Below are 13,344 nucleotides of genomic sequence, written 5' to 3' on the forward strand. Positions count from 1 at the left end.
CGTGCCTCAGTGGTGTTGAGCAAGTTTCAGGGGCTTGTTCAGCCGGCCTTCTCTGCGGACGGCGTTGTCCAGCAAGGCCGGTGGTGCGATGCGCTTCAGCAATGTCAGTTGCCGCGCTTGGCGGCCTGCCGGGTAACGTAATTTAATTCGCTTGTCGGTGGCCGCTGCGTAGGTGGCATCAGCGACGACGTGGGGCAGTTCGGCGCTCTGAATCTTTTCGATGAAGTTCGCCCCTGCGTTCGCGCGGTTGTCGTCGTAGATCGCCAGCGGTGTGTCGGCGTCCCACATGTTTCCGGCGAAATCTGTTCGCGTGTAACCGGGTTCAACGAGTAGTGCGCGCACGCCGTACTCGCGGAGCTCGTGGTCCAACGATTCGGTGTAACCCTCCACAGCATGCTTGGACGCCGAGTGCAGCGCCGCATACGGCGCGGGAAGGTAACCGAGGACGGAGCTGATGTTGATGACGCGCCCGCTACCCCGACAACGCATGTGCGGCAGCACGGCATTGGTGAGCCGAATGACGCCAAAGAAGTTGGTGTCGAACAACGCCCGTGCCTGCTCGACCGAACTCTCTTCGGCGGCGCCCAGGATTCCCAGGCCGGCGTTGTTGACGAGGACGTCGATGCGGTCGGTGCGGTCGATGACCTCCGAGACTGCGGCATGGACGGAGCTGTCATCGGTGACGTCCAGCGCCAGAAACTCCACGCCGGGGATCGGAGTCAGGCTCTGAGGTGAGCGCGAAGTGCCAAACACGCGGAATCCTGCGTCCACCAGTTTGGCTGCGATGGCTGCGCCGATGCCGGAAGAGATTCCGGTGATCAGGGCTACGGAGGGTGAGGATGTCATCGGGCAGGACCCTTCCTTCAGTTATACCGATTGGTCTACCCGACGTTAGTAGACCAATCGGTATACTGCAAACGGGTGGCCTCGACTTCGGCTGCGAACCCGGAAGGAGTTCTCGATGACCGCGCGCGAGCGTCTGATCGGAAGTGCCATCGAACTGCTGCGCCGTAATGGGGTTGCCGGTACCGGCCTGGCTGAACTCCTGGAACACAGCGGCACGGCGCGCCGGTCGGTCTACGTCAACTTTCCGGGCGGAAAGTCGGAGCTCATCACCGAAGCCACCCGGACCGCGGGCAAATTGATGGATCCGACACTGGCCGATCTCGCACCCGACGGCACTGGGCGTACGTCGCTGGCAGCGTTCGCAGAGTCGTGGAAAGAGGGATTGCGGTCCAGCGACTATGCCGCGGGATGCCCGATCGTTGCGGCAGCGCTCGGGAGAACCGAGTCATCCTCGGCCGCGGACGCAGCCGGTGAAGTCTTCGACGAGTGGCAGAAAATGCTTGCCGGGCGCCTGAGCGCCGAGGGCGTCGGGACCGACGAGGCGCAATCGCTGGCCACCACCATCGTTGCGGGGGTCGAGGGCGCAGTCATCCTCTGCTTGGCCGCACGATCTACCGATCCGTTGGACCGAACCGTGCGGATGCTCGACCAGCTCATCGAACAGCACACCCCTTGACCGTGCGTTCGAGTTATCCGCGCAGCAACTCAGCCCAGTTGCGCGGGACTCGACCCCGCGGACCGGGGACCGTCTGGTCCTGGGGACGGCACGCAGGTGGGGCAAGGTCAGGACCTTGGTAGTAGTCGTCGGTCTCGTAATTCCAGAACCAGTCTTCGCCCGGCTCGAACGATCGAATGATCGGGTGACCGGTCTGACGCCAGTGGGCCGATGCATGGCGGGCCAGTGAATCGTCGCAGCAGCCGATGTGGCCGCAGGCCGCACACCGCCGCAGGTGTACCCACCAACCGCCGGCAGCATCACATTCGGCACAACCGACTCCACTGGGCGGGATCGACGGGTCGACCTCAGCAGTCATCGCGAGTGTTCCTTCCTCTTCGATGAACGTGTCTTGAGGACAACAATGCCGTTGCAATCGGTGAACCGCCAGAAGCTGATTGGCCCTTCCTGGGAATAATCTTCCGGTGAGCGTTGTCGCTGACGAGAAGTCCACCGATAGGGGTAGCACGATGAAGTTCGGCATTGCCACGTTCGTCAACGATGACAGCATCGACACGGTCTCGCTGGCGCGGGGGATCGAGGAGCGCGGGTTCGAGTCGTTGGTAATCGCCGAGCACACGCATATTCCGGCCAGCCGCGACACGCCATATCCGCTGGGCGGTGAGCTCCCGAGCATCTACTACAAGACTCTGGACCCCTTCGTCACGCTGGCTGCGGCCGCGGCCGTGACCACGAAGATCGAACTATTCACCGGGATCGCGTTGCTTATTCAGCGTGACCCGATCGTCACGGCCAAGGAGGCCGCGAGCATCGACCTGATTTCGGGTGGCCGCTTCGTCTTCGGGGTAGGGGCCGGCTGGAATATCGAGGAAATGCGCAACCACGGCACCGACCCGAAGAAGCGCGGTGCCCTGCTGGACGAACGCATCGAGGCGATCAAGGCCCTCTGGACCGACGAACCCGCCGAGTATCACGGAAAGTACGTGGACTTTCCCCCGTCGTACAGCCGGCCCAAGCCGGTGCGTCAACCCCATCCGCCGATCTTCATCGGCGGCGACTCGGATGCGACAGTGAAGCGGGTGGTCCGGCACGAGGCAGGCTGGATTTCCAACCCGTTCCCGATCAAGCACATCTCCCGACGGGTCGACCAGTTGCGCGACGCCGCGAGCCACGAAGTCCCGCTGGCGATGTTCGGCGCGCCCACCGACCTCGACTACTGGCGTGCAGCCGAAGAGTTGGGTTTTGACCGGCTGTCGCTGCTGTTACCCACCAAGCCGCACGATGACTCACTTCGACTGCTCGACGAATACGCCGACCTGGTCGCCCAGTACCGCGCTTGACCTCAAGCGCGAGCAGACGCAAACTCGCACAATTTCTTGCGTTTCCGTGCGATTTTGCGTCTGCTCGCCGAGCGAGTGACGGGATTCGAACCCGTGTGGACGGCTTTGCAGGCCGCTGCCTAGCCACTCAGCCACACCCGCGTGGACACCTACAGTGCCAGTACTGACCCCGGCGGCCCAGGGTTTGCCTCGTCCTGAACATTTCGGGCAACGCGCGGGGCCCAACCGCGACTGGTTCGCTTGCTATCGGAGTTGCGAACGATGCTGCAATGCAGCGCTATTCGCGCATTTCGGAATGCGTAATGACTGCTCAGGCATACCGCGCTTGAACGAAGCGGGGTGCGCCGCTCTAGCGAGTTGACCGGGTTGCCCATAGAGTTCGGCTGACTATGGCGTACCGCATCGACCCTGACGTTCTGCACGGGGTGGCCCGACAAGTCGCTGGCCTGCCACTCGCGGACGGCGAGCTCATTGCCCGAGCTACCCAACTGCTCGCCGAGGCATACCCCGACCTCATCACGCCTGCGCCGGGTCGGTGGGTGGGAAGTAAAGCCGGCGGCATCCTCGGCAAGGTCCGATTTCTCTACTTCAGCCCACGTGAGTACATCGTCGTATTCGGCTCGCCCACTGGGACGCAGGGCTTTTCGGGGCGTTACAAGCGGGTGCAGATTCACAAATTCCTGATAGCCGGCCAGATCGACTCGTATGACGTCGATTCCGATGACACGCAACCTATGACGCTGCTTCCCGGCGAGCACGCATGCCTCCAGAAGGGCGAAGCCAGGGGTTTGACCATCCATCCCGGCTCATGGCATATCGAGTATGGACGCGGTGCGGTAGTCACCACATTGCCGTTCGCGATGATGGACACACTCGTGTTGTCGCTGGAATTAGAGTCGGTCCGACGCTCTACCGTCGAGTTCGTCAAGTTGATTCGCCGTCAGCGTCGTGCCCGGAGATCGTGATGGCGTAGCAAGGCCCCTGGACGCTCAGCGCTCCGAGTCGAGCGCTGCCATCTGCGCCTCGGGGTAGCGATCACCGGCAATTTGTTCGGCCGGCACGGCGGTCGCTATCCGGGCCAATTGCTCGTCGGTCAGCGCGACATCAACCGCTCCGAGTGCCTCGGCCAGGCGGTTGCGGGTGCGGGCGCCAATGAGCGGCACGATGTCGGCGCCACGCGCGGCCACCCAGGCGATTGCGGCCTGTGCCGTCGTAACCTCAAGCTCTTCGGCAACTCCGCGCAGCATCTCGACCAGCGCCAGGTTGCGGTCCAGGTTTTCGCCCGCGAAACGCGGACTGGCCGAACGGAAATCGCCATGTCCACCACTGGATTTCGTCCAGTGCCCACTGATCAGTCCGCGAGACAGCACGCCATAGGCTGTCACTCCGATGCCCAATTCGCGGCAGGTGTTCAGGATTTCGCGTTCGATGCCACGTGACACCAGTGAGTACTCGATCTGCAAGTCGCTGATCGTCCGTACTGCGGCGGCGCGGCGGATCGTGTCCGACCCCACCTCAGACAACCCGATGTGACGTACGTATCCCGCGTCGACGAGTTCGCCGATCGCTCCGATGGTGTCTTCGATCGGCACCGTCGAATCCAGCCGGGCCGGCCGGTACACGTCGATGTAGTCGGTTCCGAGTCGCTGCAGCGAGTACGCGGCAGCCGATTTCACCGCAGCCGGGCTGGCGTCGAAGCCGACCCAGGAAACGTCCGGCCCGAGCTGGCCGCCGAACTTGACGCTCAGTTGATAGCTGTCGCGGGGAACCGACCGCAGAGCCTGGGCGAGCAGTAATTCGTTGTGGCCCATGCCATAAAAGTCGCCGGTATCCAGCAGGGTGATGCCCGCGTCGAGTGCGGCGTGCACGGTGGCGATGCTTTCGGCGCGGTCGGATGCGCCGTACGCCCCTGACATACCCATGCAGCCCAGCCCGACTGCCGATGTGGTCAACGTTCCAAGTGTTTTCGTTTGCATGGAGCCAGTTTTCGTCGAAACCGGTAGGGCAACAACGACGTGTTGAACCAGGGATTGCCAGTCCCTGCCTAGGGTTCGGGGCTTGCGGGACAATGGGCTGATGGATCGCGATGCGCTCGCCGAGTTTCTGCGCCTGCGTCGAGAGGCGATCAGGCCCGCGGATGTGGGACTGCCGGTCGGCGCACGCCGCCGCACGGCGGGCCTGCGACGCGAAGAAGTGGCCCAGCTGACGGGCATGTCGGTGGACTACTACGGGAGGTTGGAGCAGGCTCGGAGCCCCCAGCCGTCACCGCAGATGCTACGGGCACTGGCGCGGGCTTTGCGGCTCACCGACGACGAGACCGATCATCTGTACCGGCTGGCCGGCCATGCCGTCCCGGACCGTGCCCGGCATTCCGATCACGTGCGGCCGGCGCTGCTGTTCGTGCTCGACCAGATGCGCGATGCCGCAGCCTTCGTCTGTTCGGACACCGGCGTCATGCTCGCGCAGAATCCGCTGGCCAAGGCACTGATGGGCGACCGCGTCACCGGCGATACGGGTTTGCAGTCCAGCATCAGCTGGCAATGGTTCACCGATCCGCGGGCTCGCGATACCGCTCCGGCGGACGAGCATGCCGCGCACAGTCGGACCATGGTGGCTGACCTGCGGGCGGCATGGGCCCGCCGCCGCAATGACGCTGACATGCGCGAACTCGTTGAAAGCCTGCTGCAACACAGCCGCGAATTCGCCGAGTTGTGGGCACGCCACGAGGTGGCGGCCCGTCGCCTGCAGCGCAAGACATTCGTGACCAGAGTCGGGTCCATCACATTGGACTGCGAAGTGCTGGCCACGACGGAAGGTCAGCAGTTGGTGGTTCTCACGCCTCCCGCCGGGACTTCAGCGATGGAGAGCCTGCGCCTGCTCGCAGTCGTGGGGGACCAGGTCGTGGGCTGACTGCGGCAGTTACTCCACCGTCGTCTCGTTGGACAATTGGGTGTTGTACTCCGGGCAGTACGCCAATGTTGCCGCGTTCACGACGTTGAGGGCTGTTGGCTCATCTCCGGTGCTGGATCCGGTGGACATTCCCAGCGTTGTGACGCCATTGCCGGCCAGCACTAGGTTCGCGGCCTGCAGGTCACTTTCTTGCCGTGCCTTGGCTTGGCAAACCAGTTGCGCCAGTGGGATTATCGCCCGCGCCGCGTCTTCGGACGTCGGGGGATTGAACACCCGTGTCAGGTAGTCGACGAAGAACGTCTCGCCGCTGCCCGGCCCTGGCTCCGCTTGAGCCGTCGGGGCCATCGCGACTGCCAAAACTGCCAGACCTACCGAAAGCCCCCGTACTTTGCCCGACACCTTTTCCTCCTGGTCAGCCCGACTCTGAACAATTGCCAGCAAGGCTACTGCCGAGCCCCGCCGAAAGTAGCATCGCCCACGCATCCGCGGCCCGGTTCGTGCTGAATTGGCCCTCTAGCGTGGGTGAGATAGACTGATCTCAACGTTGGCCTCACATCTCTACTGCCAACACGTCGTGGAACGTTCATTCATCCCACTGGTGCCAGCCCTAATTCGCGGCTGATCCACCCGATGATCCGTGCAATATGCACTACGGTCTCGCGGCGATCGATATTGCCCACCGGCAATCTCGCCAGCTTGTGCCCGACCGGCGCGGACCGTCGTGACGATCGGGCACACCCCATGCCCGAAAGGCACCGAAAAGTGACTACAGACAAAACTTTTGCTGATCTTGGCGTGCGCGCACCATTGGTCAGCGCGCTCGCAGCGACCGGTATCACCGCTCCGTTCCCGATCCAGGTTCAGACGCTCCCCGACACTCTCGCCGGCCGAGATGTCCTGGGACGAGGCAAGACCGGAAGCGGAAAGACACTCGCATTCTCGATTCCCTTGGTGAGCAGGCTCACTTCCGCCCGTGGGCGCTCATCGCGGCCCTCGGGTTTGGTGCTGGCTCCCACCCGTGAGCTGGCCACCCAGATCTCCGCCGCGCTGGAACCGTTGGCCGCGGCTGCCAACCTTCGGGTCACCACGATATTCGGCGGCGTATCGCAGGGCCGACAGGTTTCGGCGCTCAAGGCGGGCGTTGACATCGTGGTGGCGTGCCCGGGGCGGCTCGAAGACCTGATGAAACAACGCTTGATCAGCCTCGATGCCGTCGAGATCACCGTGATCGACGAAGCCGATCACATGGCCGACCTCGGCTTCCTGCCGGGCGTCACCCGGATTCTGGCCAGCACACCGTCAGGCGGTCAGCGACTGCTCTTCTCCGCGACCCTCGACAACGGCGTCGACAAGCTAGTCAACCGCTTCCTGCGCGATCAGGTGTTGCACTCCGTGGATGAACTGAACGCACCGGTGGCGGCAATGACCCACCACGTCTTCCACGTCGCCGGCGCCGATGCCAAGAAGGAGCTGGTGCATCGGCTGGCATCCGGCACCGGGCGCCGCATCCTGTTCATGCGCACCAAACACCACGCGCGCAGGCTCGCCAAGCAGCTCACCGACGCCGGTATCCCGTCAGTTGACTTGCACGGCAACCTTTCTCAGCCCGCACGTGATCGCAACCTCGCCGCATTCAGCACGGGTGAGGCCCGAGTTCTGGTGGCGACCGATATTGCCGCGCGCGGCGTGCACGTCGACGAGGTCGAGTTGGTCGTGCACATCGATCCGCCCGCCGAGCACAAGGCCTATCTTCACCGTTCCGGGCGTACGGCACGCGCCGGAAACACCGGCGACGTAGTCACTTTGGTGTTGCCCGAGCAGCGCTCGGACACCAGGGCTCTGCTGCGCAAAGCCGGCATCCAGGTCACTCCGCAGCAGGTGACCGCGGACTCCGCCGAGGTGCATGCGCTGGTCGGTGAGATTGCGCCCTACCGTGCTCCCGCGCCGGTCTCCAAGGCCGCTCCGTCCCAACCTGCCCGCAATCGCGGGTCGGGTGGCGGCGGCCAGCGGGGTCATGGGTCGGCCGGCGCCGGGCAACGGAGTCGTGGATCGGGCGGTGCGGCGCAGCGTGGTCGTGGTTCGAGCAGCACCGGACAACGGGGCCACGGGCGGCCGGGCGCTCTGCAAAGGACTTCGCGCTAAAGCGAATTGAGTTCACTCCGGCAATCGCCGGAGTGAACCCTCCCACCCGTTACGACGTCGACTTGAGCAGGTCGTTGATCTTCCTGAGTCGCTTAGTGATCAGGGCCTCTATGTCGAGTGACCGGTCGGGGGAGCAGGTGACGATCTCGGACACCACATTGGCCTTCGCGATCACCGCGAGCTCGCAAATCCACTTCTGCCCAACAAGATTCGTCATCCAACGGGCAGTCTCCGACGGACTTTGAACCAGCGGCGCCGGGTTGACTGTCATCTTGTGCCCGTCATCGCCGCTGGCGGTGACGGGGCGCTGACAGTTGGACACGGTCTTGCGGACGGAGTCGAGGAATCCGGTGGCGTCGAAGCCCGCGGGATAGGTGGCCGATACCTCGAGCAGCTGATGCTGGTCGGGTAGGTGGTCCTGTTGAGTGCGGGCTTCGCGGCCGGTGTAGTTCGTCGGGAACAGGGGATAGTGGCCAAAGGCAACGACACCGTGGCACTCGGCCGGATCGGCACTCACGAACATTGCCGACTGCATGTCGGACTCGAGCAGCGGGATGTTCTGGATCACCGACACCGCCTCTGACGGCGTCAGCAGGTCCTCGAGTTGCGACGGGTAGATGGGTCCGTTGGACGCCTGCCGCTGGCTTGCGGTCCTGGGAGTGCCGCCGACCACGCTGGTGCACCCGGCGAGCGCGACACCACACACGAGTGCCAACCCGCCGGCGATGTGGGCCGCCACGAAGCGCCGGTAGTGGTGGCGTGCCGGAAAGCCGAGGCGGGCGCCGTCACTGGCGTGAGGCACGGTCGGGTCTCCTTCGCAGCGGTTGATCTCGGTCTGTAGCTGCTTCCAGCATCCACTAGGGCCGCTGAACTTTCTCGGCGAGACTTCGCCCGCCCCGGTCGGGCAGGTGCAGGTAGGTCGAGACGCCTCACCAGCCGTCAGTATTCCCAGTGCACGTGACCTTGCGGGCGACGCCGACGAATTTCATGTGGTGTTCTTGTGAGAGCCGCTTGTCCAATGAGATCCCGGCTGGCCCGCGCGCAACGGTCCCGAGGTTCGCGTCTCCGAAGACGTCCGGAGCTCTGAGGGTGCGCTCTGCGGTGAAAACCTAGGTAACACAATCGGTTTGATGGTATGTCAGTGAGCGTGTCGTGCCCCGTTAAAGCACACTGCACAGCGACTAGCGCGCATGGATCCAGCTGGCACCCCTCGGTTGAGCTGTCCGCCAAGTGGCAGACTCTGTTGCCGGACGGCACGCTGTCCAGCCTGCGCAGGCGGCTCATTGACAGGATGTTCGCATTTCGGACACCCAATCCGGCCCGTGGGAACCGGTGACGGAGTTACGTTTGATCCCGTATGCAGCACCTGGTAAGCCACTTCGACTGACGGCCGTCTCGGGCCGTCCTGCGCGACACGACCGGCCGTATTTAGCCGACGCGTCAATTTGCGTTTTCTGACGCCTTTGTGCCATTTCCGCAATTCTTCCTTGCGTCCTTTTGTGCGTAATTGACGTTTGGGTTTTTCGCGCACCGAGTCGGTGGGTTGCGATACCTTCCGCACTCAGGGTTGAAAGTTAGGACTCATTTCAGGGAAAAAGTATCTTTTGGATGTCGATCGCCTAGCTCCGGTCGGAGCTAGCGCTCCGCTGCTGACCAAAGAGCTTTTTATCTGATGCTCCAGCAAATATCCGAGAAGCGAAGTTAATTGTTGAAGATCCGGAGGTTTTGTAGTAGGTCGATGTCGATCTGACCCCGGTGGCCGGCAGTCCTGGGTAGGCCAAGCCGGGTGTCTGGGAGTCCACGGGAGCGCCGCGAACCAGTACGGACGGGAAAGCCTGTGAAAAGGTGATCGCCCCTCCGCAGGGGGGCCGGAGTGACCGGGACGCCGACATCGTTGGGTAGACGATGTCCTGTCAACCGGTCGCCCCGGCCCCCGCGGAGAGGCGAGCTTGCGGACCCGGCTTACAGGATGCCGGGGTTGCCGATCACGCCGAACCCGAAGTGACCGCCGCCAAGGCCGGGGAGACCGGTGGGTATCGGGATGATGGACAACAGAGGCAGAAGCAACGGGAAGTGTCCAGCGTTGCCGCCGTTGCCGCCGTTGCCGATGAGGAAGGCACTGCCGCCGCCCCCGCCGTTACCGGCGGGACCTCCGAGGAGGCTGAGTAGCGCTGAACCTTGTCCGCCGGCGTTACCGTTGCCGCCGTTGCCGAGGAACACGCCGCCGTTTCCACCGAATCCGCCATTGCCGCCCAGACCGGGGACGAGGCCGCCCAGGACTGTGGTGGTTCCGCCGACGCCACCCCCACCACCGTTGCCGATGAAGCTCGCGCTGCCGCCGTTTCCACCACGCCCGGCTATGGTGCCGGCCCACCCGCCGTCACCGCCGGAACCCGCATCCGAGAACAGGAAGCCGGAGTTGCCGCCGGCTCCGCCGGCGCCACCGGTGCCTAGCAGACCAGTGCCGCCAGCGCCGCCCGATCCGCCAGATCCGCCGCTGCCGAACAGGTACCCGGACCTGCCGCCTTCGCCGCCTGCGCCACCGACGCCGGAGAGCAGACCGCCGAGTCCTCCGGTGCCGCCAGATCCACCGCTACCAGCCGCACCGGCGATGATCCCGCCGTTGCCGCCTGCGCCACCGGCACCCCCGAGGAGCGCTCCGGTACCGCCGATTCCGCCATGGCCACCTGTGCCACCCGTGAGTCCGCTGAGGAACCCGCCATTCCCGCCGGCTCCGCCGGCGCCTCCGGTGCCGGTGAGGAGGGTCGTGCTGAATCCGCCGGATCCACCATTACCGCCGCCGCCGAACAGGCCACCACGGCCGCCCTCGCCGCCGGCCCCGGCGAGGCCCGCAAGGGTGGTGAGGCCGCCGTTGCCGCCGCCTCCACCGTTGCCGAACAGCAATCCGCCGGCTCCGCCGGCGCCGCCCGCAATCGAAGTGAACGCCGCGAACGACGATCCGCCGGCACCGCCTGCACCGCCGACGCCGAGCAACCCGGCGCTGCCGCCTGCTCCGCCTACCACGCCTGCCTGGCCGGAACCGCCGGCTCCGCCGTTGCCCAGCAAGAGGCCGCCGCCGCTTCCTTGGAAGCCGCTGCCTGCGAGCGCGTTGTCGCCGTTGCCGATCAGCGGGCGCCCTGTCAGTGCCTCAGTGGGTACGTTGAGCAGGTTGTAGATGGCGTGCAGCGGATTGCTACTGGCAGGAGCGTTGAAGCCGTCCAAGCCAATCAACAGACCGCCGCGGCCACCGACACCAGTGGTGCCAATGGTCAAGCCGAAGCCGCCGTTGCCGCCGTTGCCGCCGGTGCCGATAAGCACGGCGTTGCCGCCGGCTCCACCCTTACCGACGCCGCCACTTATGCTGCTGCCACCCTCGCCGCCAGCGCCGCCGTTACCGAACAGCACGCCGCCGTTGCCGCCAAGGCCACCAGCGCCGCCCGTAGACAGGGCCGGAGTGCTAGCGGCGCCGCCAGCGCCACCCACGCCACCCATGCCGATCAAGCCTGCGTTGCCACCGGCGCCACCGGCGCCAGCCGCGCCGATGCCGGTAGCACCGCCGCCAGCTCCGCCGGCTCCGGCGTCACCGATGATCTGGCCGCCGTTGCCGCCGTGCCCGCCGAGACCACCGCCGAGCTGGCCGGTTCCGCCGGTACCGCCGGATCCACCGGCACCCACGAGCAGGGCGCCATTGCCGCCCGCGCCGCCTGCGCCACCCGTGCCGAGCGCTGCGCTGCCGCCTTCACCGCCCGAGCCGCCGGTGCCGAGCAGGAGTCCGGCATTGCCGCCGGCGCCGCCCGCACCAGCGTTGCCTGCGCCGGAGGTTGAGCCGCCGGTGCCACCGTCGCCGCCGCCGGCGCCGAAGAGTCCGGCCAGCAGACCGCCGGTCCCACCCGAGCCGCCATTGCCGCCGCCGAGGCTGCCGACACCGCCGGTTCCTCCGTGGCCGCCGCCACCAAGCAGGCCGCCCACACCGCCAGCGCCGCCGAGTCCGCCGAGGCCGGCCGTGTTGAAGCCGCCAACGCCACCGGCGCCGCCGCTGCCGAACAGGAACCCACCGGCACCACCGGCACCACCGGCTGCGCCACCGATGCCGCCCTGACCACCGGCACCACCAGTGCCGATCAATCCGGCAGCACCGCCGGCACCGCCGGTCTGTCCGGCCGCGCCTGCGCCGCCGTTGCCGCCGTTGCCGATTAGGAAGCCGCCGGCACCGCCAGCCTGTCCGGTACCCGGTGCACCGTTGATGCCGTTACTGATCAGCCCACGCCCAAAGGCGAGCTGGAAGGGCGAGTTGATGACATTGAGGAAGAAGTCTGCAGGCCCGGGAACTGGCGGAATGCCAATGGGTGGGACGCCCCCGAAGATGCCACCGAACAGGCCGAGGATTGAGCCAAGGCCGAAGCCAGTGCCTCCAAGGATCTGGCCCAGACCTCCAACGAGGTTGCCGGTGAGCAGCGAGCTCAAGCCACCGCTCAAACCGCCGAGGATGGAGGTCAGTCCAAGGCCCGTGCCACCCAAGAGCTGCCCCAGTCCGAAGTTCAGGCCGCCCCCGCCCAAGATCGACCCAAGAGCAGGTAGAAGTCCGATCCCCGCCGGACCGTTGAACAGGCTGGTGAGCGCGCCGAATCCGCCGGTGCCACCGCCGAGCAGTGAGGCGAAGTCGGCGAAAGTGGGCAGCGCAGGGAAGGACGGCAGGCCGCCGCCCAGAAGGCTGCCCAAGAGCGGGCCAAGGACTGGAATGGCTCCAGGACCGCCGCTGAGGAGCGCCGCGAAGTTGGCGAAGTTGGGCAGCGCCGGGAAGGCCGGCAGGCCACCGCCGAGCAGACCGCCAAGGAGCGGGCCGAGGATCGGGATGCCGCCGGTGCCGGTGCCGCCACCGAGCAGGCCACCGAGCAAGCCGCCACCGGTTCCACCGCCCAAAAGGCCGCCGAGGAGAGGGATGCCTCCGGTGCCGCCACCGCCGCCGCCGAGCAGACCGCCGAGTAGACCGCCGCCACCACCGCCGCCGCCGCCACTGCTACCGCCGCCGCCGAGCAGCCCGCCCAGAAGTCCGTCCAACGGCGCTGCAGGCGCAGCGGCGGTAGCGCCCCCCGCGCCACCCAGTCCGGATAACGCCTGCGCGGCGCTTGCCTCCGCAGCCTGGTAGGCGGTGGTGCTGCCGTTCAGGATCTTCACGAATTCGGCGTGGAAGGCGGACGCCTGGGCGTTGACGGCCTGGAACTCTTGCCCGAAGTTGCCGAACAACTGGGCTATGGCGGCTGACACCTCGTCGGCGGCCGCAACCGCGACACCGCTCGTCGGACCTGCTGCGGCCGAGGCCGCGTCGGTCAGCGAAGACCGAATTCCCGCCAGGTTTTGAGCAGCTGTACTTATCAGGTCTGGCTGAACATTCACGAAGGACATAACGTCCACTCCCCTCCCTACGTCGAC

General features: G+C 65.7%; 10 protein-coding genes, 1 tRNA gene and 2 pseudogenes. 5 read left to right on the forward strand and 8 right to left on the reverse strand.

Annotation, left to right across the window (positions count from 1 at the left end; all coding sequences use genetic code 11):
- Positions 1-6 precede the first annotated feature (6 nt).
- Positions 7-846 (reverse strand): oxidoreductase, encoded by an 840-nt coding sequence (locus ACZY1I_RS16230; protein ID WP_463755460.1) that lies wholly within the window; start codon positions 844-846, stop codon positions 7-9.
- 115 nt (positions 847-961) lie between these two features.
- Here ACZY1I_RS16230 and ACZY1I_RS16235 point away from each other — a divergent pair, with 115 nt between their 5' ends.
- The gene (locus ACZY1I_RS16235; RefSeq protein WP_463755461.1) at positions 962-1,522 is read left to right on the forward strand and encodes a TetR/AcrR family transcriptional regulator; all 561 of its coding nucleotides are present in this window, start codon (positions 962-964) and stop codon (positions 1,520-1,522) included.
- Between the two features lie 13 nt (positions 1,523-1,535).
- Here ACZY1I_RS16235 and ACZY1I_RS16240 read toward each other — a convergent pair whose 3' ends face one another.
- Entirely contained in the window at positions 1,536-1,880 is a 345-nt protein-coding gene (locus ACZY1I_RS16240; RefSeq protein WP_463755462.1) for a UBP-type zinc finger domain-containing protein, read from the reverse strand.
- 151 nt (positions 1,881-2,031) lie between these two features.
- Here ACZY1I_RS16240 and ACZY1I_RS16245 point away from each other — a divergent pair, with 151 nt between their 5' ends.
- Positions 2,032-2,862 carry an LLM class F420-dependent oxidoreductase gene (locus ACZY1I_RS16245; protein ID WP_463755745.1) on the forward strand — a complete coding sequence of 277 codons (831 nt, stop codon included), beginning with the start codon at positions 2,032-2,034 and terminating at the stop codon, positions 2,860-2,862.
- A gap of 70 nt (positions 2,863-2,932) precedes the next feature.
- Here ACZY1I_RS16245 and ACZY1I_RS16250 read toward each other — a convergent pair.
- Positions 2,933-3,003 (reverse strand) — tRNA-Cys (locus ACZY1I_RS16250).
- Positions 3,004-3,251: 248 nt separating this feature from the next.
- On the opposite strand from ACZY1I_RS16250, the gene ACZY1I_RS16255 reads away from it, so the two are divergent.
- Positions 3,252-3,827 carry an isomerase gene (locus tag ACZY1I_RS16255; RefSeq protein ID WP_463755463.1) on the forward strand — a complete coding sequence of 192 codons (576 nt, stop codon included), beginning with the start codon at positions 3,252-3,254 and terminating at the stop codon, positions 3,825-3,827.
- A gap of 24 nt (positions 3,828-3,851) precedes the next feature.
- Here ACZY1I_RS16255 and ACZY1I_RS16260 read toward each other — a convergent pair whose 3' ends face one another.
- Positions 3,852-4,838, reverse strand: a complete 987-nt coding sequence (locus ACZY1I_RS16260) for an aldo/keto reductase (protein WP_463755464.1) — start codon at positions 4,836-4,838, stop codon at positions 3,852-3,854.
- A 100-nt stretch (positions 4,839-4,938) separates the two neighbouring features.
- Here ACZY1I_RS16260 and ACZY1I_RS16265 point away from each other — a divergent pair, with 100 nt between their 5' ends.
- The gene (locus ACZY1I_RS16265) at positions 4,939-5,772 is read left to right on the forward strand and encodes a helix-turn-helix transcriptional regulator (protein ID WP_463755465.1); all 834 of its coding nucleotides are present in this window, start codon (positions 4,939-4,941) and stop codon (positions 5,770-5,772) included.
- 9 nt (positions 5,773-5,781) lie between these two features.
- Here the strand turns inward: ACZY1I_RS16265 and ACZY1I_RS16270 are convergent, their stop codons facing one another.
- Complete coding sequence (locus tag ACZY1I_RS16270) at positions 5,782-6,171, reverse strand: DUF732 domain-containing protein (RefSeq protein WP_463755466.1); 390 nt, start codon at positions 6,169-6,171, stop codon at positions 5,782-5,784.
- 363 nt (positions 6,172-6,534) lie between these two features.
- Between ACZY1I_RS16270 and ACZY1I_RS16275 the strand changes: the two genes are divergently transcribed.
- Complete coding sequence (locus ACZY1I_RS16275; RefSeq protein WP_463755467.1) at positions 6,535-7,914, forward strand: DEAD/DEAH box helicase; 1,380 nt, start codon at positions 6,535-6,537, stop codon at positions 7,912-7,914.
- Positions 7,915-7,963: 49 nt separating this feature from the next.
- On the opposite strand, the gene ACZY1I_RS16280 is transcribed toward ACZY1I_RS16275, so the two are convergent.
- The 3 genes and pseudogenes from ACZY1I_RS16280 to ACZY1I_RS16290 all read right to left on the reverse strand — a co-directional run.
- Positions 7,964-8,653: a sensor domain-containing protein gene (locus ACZY1I_RS16280; RefSeq protein ID WP_463755746.1), complete on the reverse strand. Its 690-nt coding sequence runs from the start codon at positions 8,651-8,653 to the stop codon at positions 7,964-7,966.
- Between the two features lie 1,742 nt (positions 8,654-10,395).
- Positions 10,396-12,156 (reverse strand): annotated as a pseudogene (locus tag ACZY1I_RS16285) (PGRS repeat-containing protein); the annotation flags it as partial.
- 894 nt (positions 12,157-13,050) lie between these two features.
- Positions 13,051-13,317, reverse strand: a pseudogene (locus tag ACZY1I_RS16290) (PE family protein); the annotation flags it as partial.
- Positions 13,318-13,344 lie beyond the last annotated feature (27 nt).

The organism is Mycobacterium sp. IDUB_37, assembly GCF_055419245.1.

Bases quoted from the DNA above. Each gene is read 5' to 3' on its own strand.
- ACZY1I_RS16230 (WP_463755460.1), bottom strand. From the start codon at position 846: ATGACATCCTCACCCTCCGTAGCCCTGATCACCGGAATCTCTTCCGGC.
- ACZY1I_RS16235 (WP_463755461.1), top strand. From the start codon at position 962: ATGACCGCGCGCGAGCGTCTGATCGGAAGTGCCATCGAACTGCTGCGC.
- ACZY1I_RS16240 (WP_463755462.1), bottom strand. From the start codon at position 1,880: ATGACTGCTGAGGTCGACCCGTCGATCCCGCCCAGTGGAGTCGGTTGT.
- ACZY1I_RS16245 (WP_463755745.1), top strand. From the start codon at position 2,032: ATGAAGTTCGGCATTGCCACGTTCGTCAACGATGACAGCATCGACACG.
- ACZY1I_RS16255 (WP_463755463.1), top strand. From the start codon at position 3,252: ATGGCGTACCGCATCGACCCTGACGTTCTGCACGGGGTGGCCCGACAA.
- ACZY1I_RS16260 (WP_463755464.1), bottom strand. From the start codon at position 4,838: ATGCAAACGAAAACACTTGGAACGTTGACCACATCGGCAGTCGGGCTG.
- ACZY1I_RS16265 (WP_463755465.1), top strand. From the start codon at position 4,939: ATGGATCGCGATGCGCTCGCCGAGTTTCTGCGCCTGCGTCGAGAGGCG.